General features: G+C 48.8%; 13 protein-coding genes, 1 tRNA gene and 1 CRISPR repeat array. Of the genes, 5 read left to right on the top strand and 9 right to left on the bottom strand.

The genetic code is table 11. From position 1 onward, the window contains the following. The first annotated feature begins 1,011 nt into the window (after positions 1 to 1,011). The 3 genes from VNK96_06625 (at position 1,012) to VNK96_06615 (ending at position 2,757) form a co-directional block, all read left to right on the top strand. Positions 1,012 to 1,089: transfer RNA gene (locus tag VNK96_06625), tRNA-Trp, on the top strand. A 226-nt stretch (positions 1,090 to 1,315) separates the two neighbouring features. Beyond that, positions 1,316 to 2,050, top strand: coding sequence for a CBS domain-containing protein (locus VNK96_06620; GenBank protein ID HWP31380.1), 735 nt, complete (start codon positions 1,316 to 1,318; stop codon positions 2,048 to 2,050). Between the two features lie 8 nt (positions 2,051 to 2,058). Beyond that, the gene (locus VNK96_06615; GenBank protein ID HWP31379.1) at positions 2,059 to 2,757 is read left to right on the top strand and encodes a hypothetical protein; all 699 of its coding nucleotides are present in this window, start codon (positions 2,059 to 2,061) and stop codon (positions 2,755 to 2,757) included. Positions 2,758 to 2,789: 32 nt separating this feature from the next. Beyond that, positions 2,790 to 3,820: direct repeats of the CRISPR family, unit length 37 nt; unit sequence GTTGGGGATTGCGGTCAGACTGCCATCGGGTATAATT. Between the two features lie 120 nt (positions 3,821 to 3,940). Here VNK96_06615 and cas2 read toward each other — a convergent pair. From cas2 to cas9, 3 genes are read right to left on the bottom strand one after another with little or no spacing between them, the layout of a single operon-like run. Then, positions 3,941 to 4,273: a CRISPR-associated endonuclease Cas2 gene (cas2, locus tag VNK96_06610; GenBank protein ID HWP31378.1), complete on the bottom strand. Its 333-nt coding sequence runs from the start codon at positions 4,271 to 4,273 to the stop codon at positions 3,941 to 3,943. A 20-nt stretch (positions 4,274 to 4,293) separates the two neighbouring features. Continuing rightward, positions 4,294 to 5,178 carry a type II CRISPR-associated endonuclease Cas1 gene (gene cas1, locus VNK96_06605; GenBank protein ID HWP31377.1) on the bottom strand — a complete coding sequence of 295 codons (885 nt, stop codon included), beginning with the start codon at positions 5,176 to 5,178 and terminating at the stop codon, positions 4,294 to 4,296. After that, positions 5,171 to 8,635: a type II CRISPR RNA-guided endonuclease Cas9 gene (gene cas9, locus VNK96_06600; GenBank protein HWP31376.1), complete on the bottom strand. Its 3,465-nt coding sequence runs from the start codon at positions 8,633 to 8,635 to the stop codon at positions 5,171 to 5,173. Before cas9 ends, cas1 begins: the two co-directional genes overlap by 8 nt. A gap of 330 nt (positions 8,636 to 8,965) precedes the next feature. Between cas9 and VNK96_06595 the strand changes: the two genes are divergently transcribed. After that, complete coding sequence (locus VNK96_06595) at positions 8,966 to 10,423, top strand: DASS family sodium-coupled anion symporter (protein HWP31375.1); 1,458 nt, start codon at positions 8,966 to 8,968, stop codon at positions 10,421 to 10,423. A gap of 179 nt (positions 10,424 to 10,602) precedes the next feature. Further along, complete coding sequence (locus VNK96_06590) at positions 10,603 to 13,140, top strand: TIR and AAA domain-containing protein (GenBank protein HWP31374.1); 2,538 nt, start codon at positions 10,603 to 10,605, stop codon at positions 13,138 to 13,140. Between the two features lie 166 nt (positions 13,141 to 13,306). Here VNK96_06590 and rpsT read toward each other — a convergent pair whose 3' ends face one another. From rpsT to VNK96_06560, 6 genes are all read right to left on the bottom strand, one after another. Further along, a complete protein-coding gene (rpsT, locus tag VNK96_06585) occupies positions 13,307 to 13,570 on the bottom strand; it encodes a 30S ribosomal protein S20 (GenBank protein HWP31373.1) in 264 nt (87 codons plus the stop codon). 9 nt (positions 13,571 to 13,579) lie between these two features. Continuing rightward, complete coding sequence (locus VNK96_06580; protein ID HWP31372.1) at positions 13,580 to 15,397, bottom strand: hypothetical protein; 1,818 nt, start codon at positions 15,395 to 15,397, stop codon at positions 13,580 to 13,582. 95 nt (positions 15,398 to 15,492) lie between these two features. After that, positions 15,493 to 16,689, bottom strand: coding sequence for an ABC transporter permease (locus tag VNK96_06575; protein HWP31371.1), 1,197 nt, complete (start codon positions 16,687 to 16,689; stop codon positions 15,493 to 15,495). A 127-nt stretch (positions 16,690 to 16,816) separates the two neighbouring features. Continuing rightward, a complete protein-coding gene (locus VNK96_06570; protein ID HWP31370.1) occupies positions 16,817 to 17,218 on the bottom strand; it encodes a cupredoxin domain-containing protein in 402 nt (133 codons plus the stop codon). Between the two features lie 114 nt (positions 17,219 to 17,332). After that, the gene (locus VNK96_06565; GenBank protein HWP31369.1) at positions 17,333 to 18,064 is read right to left on the bottom strand and encodes a sulfite exporter TauE/SafE family protein; all 732 of its coding nucleotides are present in this window, start codon (positions 18,062 to 18,064) and stop codon (positions 17,333 to 17,335) included. Positions 18,065 to 18,120: 56 nt separating this feature from the next. Further along, complete coding sequence (locus VNK96_06560) at positions 18,121 to 18,654, bottom strand: hypothetical protein (GenBank protein HWP31368.1); 534 nt, start codon at positions 18,652 to 18,654, stop codon at positions 18,121 to 18,123. Between the last annotated feature and the right edge of the window lie 245 nt (positions 18,655 to 18,899).

Below are 18,899 nucleotides of genomic sequence, written 5' to 3'. Positions count from 1 at the left end.
TTCAATTGCTATCGAAAAACTTTCACTACCGATTATTCGAAAGTAAATTTACAATCGCATTTTCGAAAAATGGTTTACTATTGCCTTTTTGAAATGGACCCCCTCCGTAAGGTTCCCCCTGCTAATGCAAGGGGAACCGGTTATGATCGATTCTTTGTTTCGATTTCAACGGATCTTGTATAAATCAGTTCCCCATACATGCAAGTCAGATTGATTCTTTATTAATTCTTGGTTGATTCTTAAGGTTGATTTCTTAGGGTGACTCATAGTTGATTCTTAGCTGATTCTTAGCTGATTCTTAGCTGATTCGTAGCAGATTCGTAGCTGGATTCATAGCTGATTCTTAAAAAAAATCGGTTCCCCTTGCGCGCACTCCCAGACAGGGTCTGCCTCCAGACTACGCCGCGCAGGGGGAACCTTCGAGGAGGGGGTGATTCATTCTTGCTATCGAAAAAATAATTCAATGCCATTTAGATAAATAATTCAGCAACACTGTCGAACATTGGATTCTTCGATTACTACGAGACCCCCTCCTTAAGGTTCCCCCTGCTCGCGCAAGGGGAACCGGTACCCGAAAAAGTTTCGTTTCGTGTATTTTTGTGTTCGATTCCAATATAAACAAGGCAACGGTATAAGTGGATGCAAAAAGGTTTCGGTTCGCGTATTTTTCAATTCGATCCTTCGTGTATTTTTCGTTCAATTCCTTCGTGTATTTTTCAGTTCGATTTCAATTTTGGTTCGATTCCAAGAGATTCGTTCTCCCGTGCGCGCTGTTTCAGGCGTGGTTTGTCCTTCAGATCAAGGGGCAGATATTAAGACATCGAAGGGTGAATATTTTACTATTGCGATCGAGTGGTTCACTCGTGCTATAAAAAAGTAGCTCGTTGTGGCGTATAGACAGGGATTTTCTGTGTACGAAAAATTTGTTCGATAGCTTTGCGAGAGCGATTCGGCACATGTCCTGCCTCTCATCGCGAGATAGATGTATCGGGTAACCTCGACGAGGGCCGCAGGGGCATAGCTCAGTCTGGTTAGAGCGGCGGTCTCCAAAACCGCAGGTCGCGGGTTCGAATCCTGCTGCCCCTGCCAGTAGAAACGACGAGCGTATCTAACCTGCCGCTCGAAGATAGCTAAAAACGGCATGCAGCGGACGGTGCCACGAACCGCTGCTGATGCTGGGTATTGGGAGCTGGGATGTTGGGGATTGCAGTCATACTGGCATGGGTAGACTGCTTCCCTATAAGCACAGATTGCAATAGGGGGAATCCCGTCGGTACCATACGCAGGGATGATGCGAAGATAGGTGCGAGATAAGATGGAGGGTCGAGATCTTTCGGGAGAGTTTATCAGGGACTTTGGAAAATTGGAGTCCCTTCTTGAAGAGAGAGGTGAAATGCTTGAAATAGAAAAAAGTAATAAAGGCCTGAAGTCTTTGGTGAAAGAGTTAGAAGGCTCGGGAGATCGGCTTGTAAAGAAATATAAAAAGAAGCTTGATCGGATCATAAATATCCGTAACTTGATTGTCCATTCTAATCAAGATTTAGAGGTAGTTCCTACAGAGGGATGTATGTCGCAATTGAGGGAGATAATAGAGGTTTTTGCCAAGAGATACACAGCGGAGGACATTATGACCCGTAACGTGGAGAAAAGGAAATTGAGTCATCCCATCAGAGAAATCATAAAGGTGATGGGAGAGCACGATTATTCTCAAATTCCCATAGTGGATCAATCTGAAAGGGTGATTGGTTTAGTTACTGAATCTTCAATCATCAATTGGTTGAGCGAGAAGACGGATGAACATCTCGTGGATTTGGATGCAAAAGTGTCGGAAGTCGGGTATGTGAAGGAGGAGGAGGGGATCTACCAGTTCATCCCCCGCGGTTTAGAACTGGAAGCGATTAGAGATCGCTTCCTTGAAAGGTATAGAGTTTCGTCTGCGCCTTTGTTTGTATTATTAGTGACTCACTCAGGAAAGCCAAGCGAGAAACTACTTGGAATCATAACTGCTGAAGACGTTTTTTTAAAGCCGGAGTCTAAGGGGGGGCTTTAGACCTTGGAGTGGAAAAATCGTGCTTAGATTTTGGGGATTGCGGTCAGACTGCCATAGGGTATAATATGCCTATTGATGAACTCGATATAGACAAAGACCCACAAAGATTTCTCGTTTACGAGTGGGCAGGGTATAAAAAAAATAGAGGTAATAAAATGGCGGAATATTACTTTGATATCGAAACCTATTCACCAGGAGACAAACCTAATCCAGTGACTGATAAAATTATTACAATACAGTTCCAAAGAGTTGATTTAAGGACTGGCAAACCTAGAGAAAATTTAGTGATATTAAAAGAGTGGGAATCGTCTGAAAAGCAGATAGTAACCGAATTTTTCAACAAGTTTTTTGCAGATGGCTTGAATGTCTGGGATTTTGTGCCGGTTGGATATAATCTAGATTTTGAATGGGAGTTTCTTATATCAAAATTTAATAAATACTTAGGTAAATGCTTAAGTAGTAAAGACTTACATTATAAGCGACCTTATCTCGATCTAAAACCGATTGTTGTTCTTTTGAATAATGGAAATTTCGTTGGAGCAAAATTAACTAATTTTACCGATAAAGCACAAGACGGGAAGGTAATAAAAAATTATTATGAAAACAAGCTATACGACGAAATTGAAAAATACATTAAAAATGAAACCGATTCATTTTTGCAGTTCTTGCAGAAAATAAAGTCAAATATTCATAAATTGGTCGAATAAGATTAACGCTGAAAAACAATCGTCTGGAATTTGTTGGGGATTGGGGTCAGACTGCCATAGGGTATAATCTCTTCTTCGTAGAACCACCCTTGTCTCTCGTTGGGGATTGCGGTCAGACTGCCATCGGGTATAATGCGAACTTCTCACTGCTCCATCTCTGGGTTGGGGATTGCGGTCAGACTGCCATCGGGTATAATCTTATGCGCTATGCGGAAGTTGACGACATAGTTGGGGATTGCGGTCAGACTGCCATCGGGTATAATCGACAGACGGCAGTGGCATTCGTCCTCGCTTGTTGGGGATTGCGGTCAGACTGCCATCGGGTATAATTCGCTGGCTACGAGCCAACGCCAGCGGAAGGTTGGGGATTGCGGTCAGACTGCCATCGGGTATAATTCAGTGGGGAAAAGATAAGAGACAATTCCGGTTGGGGATTGCGGTCAGACTGCCATCGGGTATAATTCGCCAGAGAGGGCGACCGGCGACGCTCATGGTTGGGGATTGCGGTCAGACTGCCATCGGGTATAATTCGGTTGTTTATGGCACACCCACAACTCAAGGTTGGGGATTGCGGTCAGACTGCCATCGGGTATAATTATTCGACATGGACGGCACTGTGTTTTCAAGTTGGGGATTGCGGTCAGACTGCCATCGGGTATAATTGTGTAAACGTAGACGTCGTTGAGCATCGTGGTTGGGGATTGCGGTCAGACTGCCATCGGGTATAATTACTCAGCCTCATGCCTTTCGGCTGCGGCCGTTGGGGATTGCGGTCAGACTGCCATCGGGTATAATTTTGACTGCTTGCTGAGCAGTCCATCCGTGGTTGGGGATTGCGGTCAGACTGCCATCGGGTATAATTCCAATCCGAAAGCGACAGCATCCTATTGCAGTTGGGGATTGCGGTCAGACTGCCATCGGGTATAATTACGAACTCAATGAGGGAGTGGAAGAATTCGGTTGGGGATTGCGGTCAGACTGCCATCGGGTATAATTGCGATACCAGTTTCGGACGGCACCCATCCCGTTGGGGATTGCGGTCAGACTGCCATCGGGTATAATTACAAAGCGCGCTGAAAAGCGCGCTTTGTATTTATTTTAAGCACCGATATTTTGGCTTTACCCCCCTGATTTTCTTCAAAAATCGGGAGGCAAGGGGGGGTAAAGCGGAAATATTCTCCTTTCACCCTTCCTCGGGTGGCTCCTCCTCCGTGAAAAGCAGGAGTTGGGGAGGGGGTTTCTCGGTGGGCTTCCTTTTGCCCCCGTAGAACACCTGCATCCGGGCGAACTGCTTATCCGTGACGATGAGGGTTCTCACCTCGCCCTCCGGGGGAATCCATTCCTTCAGGCGTTCGGCGTGCATCTTCGTGTTCTCCATAGAGGGGCACGGGCGAGCATAAACGCTGTACTGGAGGCGGCGGTAGCCATCATCCATAAGCTTTGCCCGGAAGCGGTTCGCGTTTCGCTGTTGCTCCCTATCCATTACAGGCAGGTCAAACATCACGAGAAGCCACATAGACCGAAGACCTCCAAAAATCACCATAGGGGTATCTCCACTTTCCTGGCGTTTTCGCACAGGTATTGCTTGACGCCTGCCACGTAAAGGGGGATAGCGGTCATAAAGGGCAGTTTTCTCTTTTTCAAGAGCAGGTCGCTCGTGGTGATGCTGAGAATTTCCCGCTTGAGGGCGGGCGTCAGGTCATTGATTTCCGGGAGGGATTTGGCGAGGCGATACACGGTTTGGTCCACGAGGGGACGCAGGGGCTCCATAAGGTCATCCGCCAGGCAGAAAGGATTGTAGGGGTTTCGGTGATGGATGCCGAGAGCGGGGTGCATTCCCGTTCCGACGATAGCGCGGGCGATGGCGGCGCGGATAATGGCGTAGCCATAATTGAGGAGGCTGTTGATTCCGGGCGCTTTGGGGTCACGGTCAAAGTCCTTTCCGAAGAGGAGGTGGAAATAGATATGAGCGGCGCGGGCTTCTATGAGGTCGGTTTGGCTCTGGGTAACCTTTTGAGCCAGTCCCTCTAATTTGGGAGAGCGTTTTTTCTCCTTCTGGAGTACCCTGCTCTGGCGCTCTATTTTTGCCTGGACGATTTGCCTCCACAGGGAGGTCTTTTTGTGGGGCGAGCAGGAGATCTGACTTCGGAGGACTTTGGTGTGCTCGTGATGGGTCACGTAGTTGAGGAGGAGGGAGGTGGGCATATGTTTGGCGTCGCAGAGGACCACAGCGACGTTGTGTTCTGCGAGGTGCTGGAAGAGTTGGTGAGTGTACACCAGGGCTGGGTGGTCCAGGATGAGGACGCCGAGGTCTTCAATGGGGATGGTGCCTTTCACCTCTCCGTCTTTTTCCACCACGAGTTGGCGGTCCTTGAGGGAAAGGAATCCCGGGATGGAGACTTCCACGATTCGGCTAATCACCGGCGGGATGGATCCTCCCTATGGGGTCTACGGAGATTTTTCGGGCGAAGTGGCTCTGGGAGATTCGCAGGAACTCCCGGGTGCGATTGTCTTTGGTGTTGGCGGACGTGTGGAGGCGAAGCATTATGTTTTCGTTCCCCACGTCAAATTGTTGCACCCGGAAGATGCCTTTTCTGTTTGGTTTGTTGAGTTCCACCATATCGTTTTTGTGGAGGCTCATCACGAATTTCCAGTGGGGTCCCCAATCCTTCGGGGGTGTTCTTTTCACGAGGGGTTCTTTGAGTCTTCGGGCGCGTTCGGCGGCTTCCAGTTGGGATACGAAGTATCCCCTTCGGTCGCCTTTTTCCCATTTCTCTTTGGATATGGGGTCTTCGTGGTCTTCGGTGCATTCAAAGATTTCCACGTGGTGGTATTGCCCTGTGATGAAGTAGACCTTGTACACTCTTCCTTGCGCATCCTTGACGGGCAGGGTTTTGGGCTCCTGGATTCGGGCTTCCACGCGGACACGCCGGATGTATTTTCCGGTGTGGTCTATGACGCCGAGGTTGGCGGTTTCTGGGTCGTGGGGAGTTGGGGGTTTGAGTTTTTTGATGGCTTCTTCTATCGCTTTTTTAGTGTTCTGGGGAATTTTAGGTCTCCCTTCTTTTTGATACTTTTCTATGGCAGACCGGACGCTTTCTTTTTCGCCTTCTGGAACGAGTTGCAGGATTCGTTGGATGATGCGTTCGCGGATTCCGCCATCTATGATTCGGGCGATTTCGGGCGGAGTGAGCCCGTCCACAGGTTTTCGGACGACGTATTTTACGTCTTGCCCTTCTTTTGTGTCCTGGTAGGCGTGGGTTCTTTTTCCTGTTTGGTCCCTCATTCCGTAGGCCGTTTCGTCGTGGAAGGCGCCCTCAATTTTGCGTCTTGGGGCGTGGGCGACTACGATCTTTTTGAGTGTCTGGCGAAGCTCCTCCCGCAGTTTCTGGGGTATAGAGGCGGCACCTTTGTAGGGTGCCCTTTTTCCCGGGATGTCGGACGTGCGGGCATGGTCGGAGATTCGTTTGATAAGGGCAGGGGAGGTGAGGGCCACGACGAAGGCGTCCACGAAGTGGTGTCGGTGGTCATCCCGGAGTTTGGTCGGGGTGTCTGGAGTTAGGGTTTCGCCTTCGGTTTCCTCTTCTGTATTGAGGGTTTCGGTTTCCCCTTCTTGGGAGGGGATTTCCCCAAGGTCTTCTTTCACCACATCCCTTAGAAGGGCATTGAGCCCCCAGGCGTCCCTGAGGATGGCGGTGACGCTTCCTTTAGTGGGCTCCACGGGGACCCCGAGTTGTTTGAGATATTCTCTTGAGGCTTTGGCGATGTAGCGGGTGTCGTTGAGTTGGCGGTGGTAGAACTCCTCGGGGAGTTCGGTCATTTTGAAGCGTTGTTGTTTTGGCTTTGGAAGGTTCTCAATGTTCTTAAGGATTCTCTTCCAGCGTTCCTCATCGCTTCCGTATGCCTCGTAAGGGGTTTTGTTGTGTTTCACGTTTCGGTTTTCCTCTGCGAGGCAGAGGGTTTTGTTCATATAGGAGTTGTCCAGGGTTCGGCTGAAGGGGAGGATGTGCTCCACGTCCACTTGTTCGCTGAAGAGCATATCCTGTGAGATGAACGTACCAGTATAAGGGCAGTAAGGGTATTCTTCCCAGAGGCGGAGTTTGATAACGTCGTCACGGGAGGGGCGGGATATCCCGAATTCCTTTATCAGTTTCTCCCTGGCTTCCCTGTTTTTCCTTTCGTTTTCTTGTTGTTCCCTGATGATGCGTTCTCGTTTTGCCTGGCTGGTCTGGAGGTCTCGGGCGAATTCTATGCGAATGCGATTGGGTTTCCCGTATTCCTTGACGATGGCATTGACGACTTTTCTGAGTTGGAAGAGCGCCTTCTGGACGACGGGGTTTCGGACCTCGGGTGGGAGGGGGAGTTTGTCGACTCCAGTAGTGGGGGATTCTTCCCTGAAGGTGTATCCTGCGAGTTCCAGGGCGTGGTGCCAGAGGTGTCCTTCGCGGTCACATCCCTTTTCAGAACCGTCTGGCTGTACGGTTCTTGGGCAGTATTCTTTCGCCTTCAAGTGGGGAAGGGTTTTACGGGCGACGGTGAGGGAGACGGAGGCAGTTCCCGATTTCAGGGGGGTAGAGATGGCTTTGATGGCTTCTTCTTTGGTAAAGCCCCATTCAGGGGTCTGAAGAGTTTCATAAAGGACCCTTCGTCTTTGTTCGGTGACGAGTAATTGCACCAGTTCATCTTGCTTTTCTGGCGGTAGGTTATCCCACTTTTCGCCGAGGGCTTTCCGAAGGGCGATGGAGGTGATGTTCCCTGTGAGTTCCTTTCCCTTTTTTCCTTTTTCTTCTTCCAGATTGAAGATGCGGTCTCTTGGAATACTCAGGAGTTTGCGGACTTGCGCCCAGGTGAGTTTCTGGTTGTGTTCCAGAGCTTCAAAGAGGAGGCTTTTTTGTTCATAAGTGAGGGGTGTTTCGTCGTGGAGGTCTTTTTGGCGGTGGGTTAGGTTATTGAGGTCTTGCCAGATCCTCCATCTTTGGATCGTTGGCAGGGCAAGATAGGCGCGGTGTTCTTCTGGTTCGTAGGAGCATTGGCCGAGCCTATCAGGGTCCAGCTTAAGGGGGCGCTGGAAGAAGAGGATGTACCGCACTCGTTCTTTGAGTTCCTGGGTGAGGAGGTTGGGGTAGTACTCTTGTTGTTTTTGCCAGATGGCGTCAAATTCGTCCTCGTACATGCTTCGGAGAGTGGTTCGCCGTCGTATGGGTTTTCCTTGTTGGAGGAGTTGATAGAAATACTCCCCGAGCGTACGGGCGCCTGCCTCTTCCATTTCTTTTTGGAGCTCTTTCCCTTTGCGGAGGGTTGTGCTTTCGTCTTCTTCTTCCCGACTTTGGGCATCGGTCTGGGTGGCTTGTTGTTTTTCTCGCTTGCGTTTTTGGGGCGTGGTGAGGGAAAGCTCGGCCTCTTCTTCCTCTAACCGCTCTATGATTTTTTGGATTTCCGGGTCGCGAGCGAGTTCTCCGAGGTTTTGCTTTCTACTGCTCAAGAACCCTCGTCGTCGGACAAGATGCATGAGGATTCGTCCGATTTCGTAGGGGTTGAGTTTCTCGTTTAGGGCACGGGTGCGGAGAGCATAGGAGTTGCGATCCTCTCCGTCTTTGAGGAGTTCTCGTCGTTCCCGTTCGTTTACCGGCAAAAGCCCTGCGTGGACGAGGGTCCGGCACAGGATTTCCCTGCGGGTGACCCTGCGGTAAGTTTGCCTTCGGGCGAGACGCTTGTCACGCCTATCCTTATTTTTGGCTTCCCCCCGTTCTTCTGCGGAGAGGAAGGCGCAAATGCCCCCCTGCAGGAGTTGGTAATCCTGGCTTTGGTAATCGGTTGCGATGAGTGCCCAGCCTATGGAGTTCGACCCGACGTCAATTCCGAGTACTTTTTCTTTCATTGGGAAAACCCCCTTGACAAAAGATTCAATTTGTGGTATTATTTTATAACCCTATGGCAGTCTGGCTGAATCTCTGAAACAAGGCGGCTCCCAAAAGGAGATTCAGCCGTAGGTAATCGAAGTCCCGGCGTAATGCCGGGATTACCTTTTTAAGGGTTTATTGTTATGCCTTCGGGAAATGTGTGTATCCTTACATCGGCAGCTCGACCCATATAAAGCTAACTCTTGGAGATGCTCAGTAGAGAGAAATAGCGTTCGTTATTCACAAGCCATAGCCTTGCCCCTTGGAGTTGCATTCGTAAAAGGGAAAATGAGGATAGACTACATTCAATGCGGCGAATAAGCGTTTCCGCGATCGGGATGTCCCTCGCGGTGGTTTTGTTCTTATTAGTTTTTTTTCTATGTCGTGACCTGGAATATCCACAACAAATTACGGCGAGCATTTTTTCCGCGGTGATTATCCTTTGGATTACGGAGGCTCTCCCCCTCGCAGTAACTGCGCTTCTCGGAGCGACACTGCTCGTCCTGTTCGGTGTTTCCGATGAAAAGAAAGTCTTCAGCGCTTTTGGCGAACCCACGATTTTGCTGTTCATCGGAAGTTTTCTTTTGGCTAAGGGATTGCATATATCCGCCCTTGACAGACGGATCGCCTATTTGCTTCTTCGTTATCCATGGGCGTCGAGAACTCCGAAAAGACTCTTGTTCACGGTAGCGGTAATCACTTGTTCCATTAGCCTTTTCGTGAGCAACACCGCCGTCACAGCGATGATGCTTCCCATCGGTTTGAGTCTGCTCGGTGCGTTAGGGCGAGGTGCGCAAGATTCGAAATACGCTATCGGCATGATGCTCGTTCTCACTTGGAGTTCGTCGGTTGCTGTGGGGGTCATCGTCGGGACACCGCCGAATTTGATTGCACACGATCACATCAAAAATGTCGCAGGCGTGGATATCACATTTTTGCAGTGGGTTGCCTTTGCCATGCCCATCAACATCGTGATGCTTGTCCTCTCCTGGCTCGTGTTGAGTTTCTTGTACGGACAAAACGCACCGAGCACCGAAAACGCATCGAACGTCGCCAAAGAAGATCTCGAAAAGATGGGACCTCTTTCGACGAGCGAACGAAACGCCCTTATCGCGTTTTTGATCACGCTTTTTCTTTGGCTTTTACCCGACACTTCCGCGATGATTTTGGGTCAGGAGTCTTTATTCGCAAAATGGTCTCAAAAACATATCCCCCCCTCGGTGGCGAGTCTTATCGGGGCGATGCTTTTGTTCCTGCTTCCTGCGAAAGACACCGAATCGAAAAGGACTCTTTCCTGGAAGCAAGGGGCGTCAATAGATTGGGGAACGATTCTTCTTTTCGCGGGGGGTATCGCTTTGGGAAATGCGATGCACGAGACAGGGCTCGCAGAGACTTTAGGAAAAACGATCACACGACTTTTCGGAATCGAAAGTGTTTGGGTTCTCACTGCGATGACCACCGCGCTGGCGATTCTTTTGAGCGAACTTGCGAGCAACACCTCAGCCGCAGCGGCGATCGTTCCGATGTCTATCGGAGTAGCACAAGGAGCAGGCATGAGTCCGATTCCTCCAGCGTTGGGAGCGGCGATCGGCGCGAGTTTCGGTTTCATGCTCCCAATCAGTACCCCCCCAAATGCAATCGTTTATTCCTCGGGTTTAGTTCCCGCGCGGGAGATGATGCGCTCAGGATTCCTTTTCGACATCGCCGGATGGATCGTGACGGTCGTCGCGTTGCGAGTGATCCTTCCTCCGATGGGTCTGGGATAAGTTTTTCAAATGTAGTTTTAAAGGTCTTCAGTTCTAAAGCAGGTATCTCTCAAAGGGGAGAAGTTTCGCGCGAACCTCTCCGTTTGAAGAGACCTATTCCGGCATACGGAGGCAGACCTCATGGCGAGTGCCTTGTTGGGTTATTCTAAATAGTAAAATAAACCTCGAACGGATTTGAGATGAGAAATCTGGTTTTTCTGAGTCATGCTGGGGATGTCAGAAACAGGAAGAATCCAGATAATCCGTTAATAGAAAAACTGGAAGAACTCTCTCAAGAGCATAAGGTTCCCCTCTATGTAGCAGAGAGAGAACCTGAGTATGAAAAAAACATCAGCGAGAAAATAAGGCAGAAACTGGATGAAAGTTTCTGCCTCCTCGTTCTTTACACGGAAAAGGCTTCTAAAAGTGCGTTTGTAAATCAGGAGATTGGCTACGCCGACAAATCAAGAATTCCGGTGATATACATTTTAGAAAATGGCGTCAAAATAACAGGGTTTAGGTATGGGCAAGAGCCTATTCCGTTAGACCGAGAAAGTCCAGATGAGGCTCTGAGGAACGCGATTATATACATCAAGGAACACGAGAGAGAATTTAAGGCTCAATGTCCCCGCTCTCCAGAATGGGCACCCTATACCGTTTCCAGCATCTTAGACTTTCAGAAGAGGGTTTATCAAACGCCAGAGTTTTATCGTCTCATTGGACCGATGGCTGTGGATTTTGAGGCGGGGTATGTGGTCATGCGTGAGGAGGTCGGGAAAATTTTAGACCTCCTTAAGACAGAGCGGCGAGTGGGACTCACAGGCGACCCCGCCTCCGGCAAATCCGTTCTCCTCCACTCTATCGGATACCAACTTATCGAAGAAAAAGCAGAAGTCTATTTTATCCGTTTGAAGGAGCCAGAGCGCCCCAAATTTTCAGCAATCCAACAATTGCCTGAAGAAGCCATCCTCCTGGTGGACGACGCTCATTTAGATAGAGAATTTGCAGAAAAGTTACTCGGTACTCCGCCATTAAAATGTAAAATCCTCCTTGCCTCTCGCCCATTGGAGCCCTCCTGGGAAATGGAGAAGGATACCATCCACACAAGCCCCCTAAAAGCATTCCTTTCAGAAGGAAAACGAGTCATTCAACTCCAAGCGGTGGATGCGGCAGACTCAATCGTTAAACTTTTTGAGGAAAAAGTCCTGGAAAAAGAGATTGAAGAAAGAGAAAAAGCGCTTATCCAGCAAGAAGGATACGACCAAAATCTCCTTCTTCTCACCTGGGCCCTGGAAACCTACAAAAAGAAGGAAACGATGGCAAGGAAGGAAGTTTGCGAAACGGTGGCAAGATGGCTGTACCCCGATGGACCGGACGAAGGATTCTACCGCGATATGGTTCCCGCTGACCGCGAGAGAGTGAATAAAGAGCAAGCCGTTTTAATCCTGCTGGCCCTCGCCGCTTTCTATCGCTTCGAAATTCCTGTGGCTCAATACTTTTTAACCGATACCCTTGGACTGAATAGAGAAACCCTGGATATCCTTTTGGAATCCCGCATCCTCTCTGGAGGGGGCGGAAGAGTGAGCCTTCACCATTCGGCTGTCGCAAACCTTTTCCTGGAAGCCCAAACCTCATCCCGGCTCAGACAACCGGTCAAGCAAATTCGTAATGCCATCCTAACTCATGCGCAAGACTTACAAAATACACCCTGGGAGGATGCCCTCTTCCATCTGTATTTACGGAACTGTCCGAAGAACGCCTGCGAACTCATCGCAAAGCTTCCCTCGTGGACAGGAGAAGGTAAATCGCTGATTCGTTCTCTCGCCGGGAAGAAGGAGAATCTGGACAAAATTCTTGAGGCAATTCGTGGGGAGATGGATGTTGGAAATATCGGATGGTGCGTGTGGGGAATCGCCAATGCCAGCATAGAGGTTGCCCGGAAGATTGTGGAAAACCCGAAGTTTGACTGGCAGGGGCTGATAAAGAAACTGAAGGAAGAGAAGGATGTGGGAAAAATCAGATGGTGCGTGGAGGAAATCGCTAATGCCAGCAAGAAAGTTGCCCTCAAACTAGTTCCTGTGGTGATAGAGAAACTGAAGGAAGAGAAGGATGTGGGAAAAATCGGAAGGTGCGTGGAGGGAATCGCCGAAGCCAGCATAGAGGTTGCCTGGAAGATTGTGGAAGAGCCGAAGTTTGACTGGCAGGGGCTGATAAAGAAACTGAATAAGGACAAGGATGTGGGAAAAATCGGATGGTGCGTGGAGGGAATCGCCCTCGCCAGCGAGGATGTTGCCCGGAAGATTGTGGAAGACCCGAACTTTGACTGGCAGGGGCTGATAAAGAAACTGAAGGAAGAGAAGGATGTGGAAAAAATCAGATGGTGCGTGGAGGGAATCGCCCGTGCCAGCAAGGATGTTGCCCGGAAGATTGTGGAAAACCCGAAGTTTGACCGGCAGGGGCTGATAAAGAAACTGAAGGAAGAGAAGGATGTGGGAAATATCGGATGGTGCCTGGAGAGAATCGCCCGTGCCAGCAAGAAAGTTGCCCTCAAACTAGTTCCTGTGGTGATAGAGAAACTGAAGGAAGAGCAGGATGTGGGAAAAATCGGAAGGTGCGTGTTGGGAATCGCTAATGCCAGCGAGGATGTTGCCCGGGAGATCTTTCAGGGGCTGGAACCTGAAGTCCAGAATATACTGCGGGAAACGTTTCCCTGGCGCATAAAAAGCATATTAGAATAGATTCCGGTGCGTGTTGTTTTGCGAGTACAATCGCACTCGATTCACCCCCCCCACGAAAAATTATCCAAATTTAAATAAAATTATCCAAATTTTAAATAATTAAAAAGCCTCCGGAACACAACAATCTAAAAAACTGCCGAATCTTAAAGATTTGTCCAAACAGAAATCAAGCGTTCGACTGTGAGCGGTTGAAGGCTTGCATTAGACGAGATTTCCTGCGCGCGGCTTGGTTTTTGTGAATAATCCCCCGTTCCGCCGCTTTATCCAGCATCCTGCACGCCTCTCGAAGGAGCGCCTCTCCTTCCGGAGAGCCTATCGCTTCGCGCGCTTTTTTGACGTAGGTTTTCAACGCTGATTTCGTGCTCTGATTTCTCAAGCGTCGTTTTGCATTGCGCTTGAGGTCTTTGACCATCGATTTGATATTCGGCATATTTCTTTCCTACTTCCTGATGAATTTCCGTTTCGTTTTATCGAACCCTTGCGCTGCTTTCTTCGCATCGAAGTGCCATACCGGCGAACCGGGACGTTGATAGAAGCAATGATATCCGGTGAGTATCGAGGCAACCAGCCTACGTGTCACACGACGAACGACATTCGTTTCTGCAAGGATCGTCAAGTAATGCGCTCCTTTGGGATGTTTGCTCAAAATTTCCATGATGATCTCGTAGGTGGACAAATCCGCGGAGCGCGAAGCGAAATCGCGAAGTTCTTCCATCCTGTCGTTCGGGATGAACAAGAGCGGGTCTGTTTCATCGAGCCATTGAAACGCATAAACATTCGGGCGCTGTGTTTTCGTCAGCGTGAACACTGCCCCACTCTCCACTGGTTGCTCGAGCCACCAATCCAAAAGATTATAAAGAAGGCGCGTTTCGTGATTGAGCCAAACGGGCAACTCTCTACCTTGCGGGTCTACAAAAACGATTTCCTGAATCGTCGGCTCTGTCTCTAGCCAGCCGGGGGGGAATTGGCAAAGGGGGAAAGTACCGAGTTCTCTGTGTAAAGATTTCAAAACGAGCCGAATTATGACCGGAAGTTTTTTCGAAACCGGTTGTGGGTCTTCATCCAAGACATCCATTGCGAGCGGATGCGACATCTCTTTTCTCAAAGCGCTGCTGAACGCGTCATCGGAAAGTTCGATGTCGATCAATTCGCCGTCTTCATCGCGAAATTCGTATTTCGGAAACTCGAAAAATTCAGGAACGTAATAAATGTAGTCGGGCGCACTGTTCGGTTTTCTAAAACGGTCTCCACCGACCCACCATGCAACTCCCGCATTTTTCAATGCGTTGACGGCATTCGCTAAGTCTTCGTAGTACGTTCTATCGACGGGAGTGAGTTCGTATTTTTCTTCCAAATACTTGCTTACGCTGAAGGATTCATCGCTCGAGAAAATGAGTTCGTGCATCTCCTCGATTTCCTGTTTTCCGAATTCCAGGGGAGCCGCTTCTTCGATTTCGACGGTAGGTTCCATTGCGTGCGCTTCTCGAATCGCTGTACGAATCCAACTCGCGGCCGTGCTTGCGGGATACAACTTTCCGTCTGCCCCGAATACGACATCGCTTTGCGAAATCAGCGCTTCGAAAAGGGCTACAGGATCGTAAAGTCTCGGCGCGTATGGCTCTGCTGGATTTAATTTCCGCCATGCGAGAAACCCGATAGGTTTCACAGCGATAGGCAAAAACTCAACGATTCTCTTTGCGGCGGAATCCAAGTCGTGAAAACTCAAACGTGCAATGGACGGGTCGATCTCTTCGACTTCCTCGTAAGTGAGGTCATTGATATAAAGTGCTTGCTCTGGGGTCTCGTCGTAGGCTTCGAAAATCCATTTTCGCAGCCCTGCAATTCCGTTTTTGGTGCAAAAAAGATAAGGGTCAGCATTCAGCATTTTCGGAAGCCTTTCGACCCAAACCTCTTTAGCCCTACCACGGCTCGCGGCAAGTTCACTCGCTAAGTCCACCACACGCATAGGCCCTTCGACTTTCTCTAAAGTCAAACGAATCTGCTCGTTTACAGGCTGCCCAATACTCTCAACCCGCGCTTTTGGAAGCCATCTGCGGTCATGGTAAACGTATTTTTCAGGGTTCGTTGCTAAAATTTGTTGAAGGTCTTCCATCTCGATGCCGAAGGGGGCAACGAGAGTAGCCAGTTCCCCTAAACGAAGGGTCGTCGAAACACGCGCCATTCCGACGAGTACGATCCGGTCTACGTAAGCGCGCGCGAGTTCGCTCTTTGAAAGTGTTTTAATGGTGGTAATCAAGCGTGAAATGCCTCTGTCCTATACAAAGCCGAAACATCATTTTACCCTGAAAAATTTTTTCAACGAATACGCAAAAGGGCATAAATTCCACAAATTCATTCATAGCGCATGCTTTCGACGGGGTCTTTGCTGGCGGCACGGATGGCAGGTAGTAATCCGAAAATACATCCGACACCCATAGACACGGCAAAACCAAGTACTACAGTCTCTAAGGTCAAAATTGCCCGTATTGGGGTAAGCCATTCGAGAATGGTGATTCCTATATACGTTACAGCCAAACCGAGCAAACCTCCTAAACTCGTTAGGAGGACAGCTTCCCAAAAGAACTGAGTGAAAATGTCTATTTTTCGTGCCCCTACAGTTTTTCGGATGCCGATTTCCCGTGTTCGTTCGTTCACATTCATAAGCATCACGGTCATCACCCCTAACCCTCCGACAGCCAAGGCTACTGTAGAAATTCCGACGACGAGATAGGTGACGATTCTCAGCACATTGTAAACAGCCTGCAAAAGTTCGTCTTGTGTGAGCACGCTGAAATTCTCCGAGCCATTTTGAGTGTGAAGCATGCTTTTCTCGATTGCGCTTTTCAACAATCGAGGTTCGACGCTAGGGTCTGTTTGCACGAAAATTCGGTGAATCTGTTCTTGTCTCATCATTTTGGACACTTCGTCGAAAGGAATATAAACGACGATGTTGCTCAATGCAGGACCCGATAATAGATTTCGCTCATCTTCTCCCTTCAAAACTCCTATTACTTCGAAAGGAAAATTATTGATTCTGATTTCTTCGCCTATCGCTTTTCCGGTCTTGAATAAATCCCACCTTCGATTCGAACCCAAAACAGCGACATTTCCACGAACGCTGTCGAATGGAACACCTTCGGAAAATTCGTGTTTCGCAATCGAAAACCATTCCGGGTCGCATCCAATTGCGAAAGCGCCCGTTCTTCCGTTTTTCGATGTAATTACTCCACCTACTAATGCCCAACGAACCACTTTTTTGACACCGGGGATTCGCTTCAAGCCTTCGACATCTTTATTCGTAAATGGGCTGAGCCCAATGGTGCCACTTCCACTGAATGGGTCCGAAGGGTCGACGATTCCAGGCATCACTACAAGAAGGTTCGTCCCCAGTTCGTCTACTTCTGCTGTTACACCTTCTTTCACCCCGAGCGCGATGGAAACAAGCAGCATAATCGCCGTCGTCCCCACCATAATTCCGATAGCGCTCAATAGAGAACGCATTCGATGCTCTCCTAACGCCGTGAACGCTAAACGAAAAGAGGTGAACACAATCAGTATTTTACAGACTTCGATGTAGGAAAACGCATAAATTTATGCCTCAACATTCCTACGTTGAGGCTTATTAATCGCGTTCGCTAATAAAAAAATTAGAAGGACCAGACTAAAACAGGGGGGGCTATTTCGCTACGATTTTTCCCTTGTACATCCCCATAGGACATTCGAAAACGTATGTCCCGGCATTCTTCGGAGTGAATGTTACGACAGTCTTTTTACCATCGGTAAGCCCTTTTCGGATTTTCAAAGTTTTAAAGACGACTTCCGTTGCACACCCACGGCTTTTAGTATCGAAAGTCAACTCCACGAGTTTTCCTGTCTTTACAATAATCGTCGCAGGAGAAAATCCGTTATCTACTTTTATCGTCGCCTTTTGCACACCTTTTTTATCCGGGCTAATTTGCAAACTATTCTTCGCTTGTTCGTCCGTTGGCTTTTTGCAACAATCACATTCTTGTTGTTGTGCGAAGGGGGCTGTTCCAATCGTAAGGGCTAAAGCGATGCTCATTAGAATCGTTTTCATTTGTAACCTCCGAAAACATCTGCGTTTTAGTCGCTCTATTTTACACGTTATTCAGACTCAAAAAAAATAAGCAACTCTTTTGAGAGCAGTTCCACTGACCTTTCCAAGCCTTGATCAACTATAAATGAGTTTTATCGCTGCTACTACCAGCACCGCTGATAGAGCGCGGCGGAGACCCATTGCGCTCAGTCTCTTTACGCCTAAATGCGACCCAAGTAGTCCACCGCATAATGCAGCGGCAGCCCAATAAGGAATTTGTGGAGGAAGGCTCGGTGCTGCCTGCCATCTACCAGCAAGGCCAGTTATAGAATTCACGAGGATAAAAGCGGCTGAGACTCCGCTCGCTTCCCTCGGACGTGCCCAGCCTGCAAACAGAATCACGGGTGTCAAATAAATTCCTCCGCCCACTCCTGTAAGACCGGATAACAGCCCGATCGCTGCCCCTAAGATGAGCGTTTGCCACAAAGGTGCTTCAACAAGTGGTTTTTCTGCCCCTCGAGAGTGTAGAGCCAAACGAAATGCTGCCGTTACCAGTGCAAAGGCGACCAGAATTTTGTACCACTGTCCGGATAGCGTCCATGCCCCTCCGAGAAATGCAAACGGAGCTGAAGTCAGCACTAACGGAATAAACAATTGTGCACTAAACGCTTTCGCTGTTAAGAATCGCGTGGTGGCAATAGCAGCCACTAAAATATTCAATACAAGCGCAGCTGGCTTCATCGTTTCCGGCGCTACTCCGAAAAGCGCCATCGCTGCTAAGTAGCCGGAAGCACCTGCATGACCTACAGAAGAATAAAGGGTCGCCGCGAGGAAAATGAGAAAGACCAAAGCGGCGTCATCGAGCATCACAAATGGGACACTCCTGCTGGCTCGATAAGAAGCGATGATTTATCAAAGATTTTTTATTTTACATTTCCGAACCCAAATCCGACGGCGATTAGCAGTTCGGGTTCTTTGATGCCGTGCGTTCCCACTGTAACCCAAAAATCTTTCTGAACAAAGTTCAAAAGAACATTCCACTTTTCACCATCATACATAGGCAGGAGGCTAACCTCTCGACTCAATTGAAAACTAACGCCGAATGGAAACTCGAAACCACGGTCGAAAGCGTAATGGACTGCGAGATATCCTCCGAGTGGAGATTGAGGTAGGGATTTTGCAAACGATAAGTTGATATGACCCCCAGCGACTGAACCTACGCGTGTTTCTGAAGTGCTAATTGTGATCATTGGTATCTGCTCTGTTTCCTCGGTGAGAGTCCAAATGATTCGCAAGAGATTCGCACTTTTGTCCCCTGGGTTGTATTCGATACCGTAACTGAACTTGTGATTGAAACGGTATTCGAGCACATTCACCCAACGTTCCTCTTCCTCTTCGGAGTCAACGAACCGAGTCGAAAAAGTCCATTCTTTGCCGAGGTTGCCCGCACCGAGCAACTGCCCTTCACCAGGTCAACCTGCTCATGTGGGAACGGTAACTTGAGCAAAAGCAGAAACAAGCAAGGAGTACGCCATAAGCGAAAGCAAAGAAAAAAGCCTAAGCACGAATGCGGATGATACTTGAGGAAATCCTTGGTTTTTGCTAGGGTTTGAAAAAAGCATTTATGGAACTCTAAAAAACGAATGTCCCCGAACCGATAAAAATATCGAGTTCACACATCTTTGGGGGTTTGCGGGCTTTG

The sequence above is a fragment of the Fimbriimonadales bacterium genome, from assembly GCA_035559795.1.
GTDB lineage: Bacteria > Armatimonadota > Fimbriimonadia > Fimbriimonadales > ATM1 > DATMAR01.
The sequence above is the reverse complement of the archived record's forward strand: the minus strand, read 5'-3'. Positions and strand labels throughout refer to the sequence as shown.

Bases quoted from the DNA above. Each gene is read 5' to 3' on its own strand.
- VNK96_06595 (HWP31375.1), top strand. From the start codon at position 8,966: ATGCGGCGAATAAGCGTTTCCGCGATCGGGATGTCCCTCGCGGTGGTT.
- VNK96_06570 (HWP31370.1), bottom strand. From the start codon at position 17,218: ATGAAAACGATTCTAATGAGCATCGCTTTAGCCCTTACGATTGGAACA.
- cas9 (HWP31376.1), bottom strand. From the start codon at position 8,635: ATGAAAGAAAAAGTACTCGGAATTGACGTCGGGTCGAACTCCATAGGC.
- rpsT (HWP31373.1), bottom strand. From the start codon at position 13,570: ATGCCGAATATCAAATCGATGGTCAAAGACCTCAAGCGCAATGCAAAA.
- VNK96_06565 (HWP31369.1), bottom strand. From the start codon at position 18,064: ATGCTCGATGACGCCGCTTTGGTCTTTCTCATTTTCCTCGCGGCGACC.
- cas2 (HWP31378.1), bottom strand. From the start codon at position 4,273: ATGTGGCTTCTCGTGATGTTTGACCTGCCTGTAATGGATAGGGAGCAA.
- VNK96_06620 (HWP31380.1), top strand. From the start codon at position 1,316: ATGGAGGGTCGAGATCTTTCGGGAGAGTTTATCAGGGACTTTGGAAAA.
- VNK96_06590 (HWP31374.1), top strand. From the start codon at position 10,603: ATGAGAAATCTGGTTTTTCTGAGTCATGCTGGGGATGTCAGAAACAGG.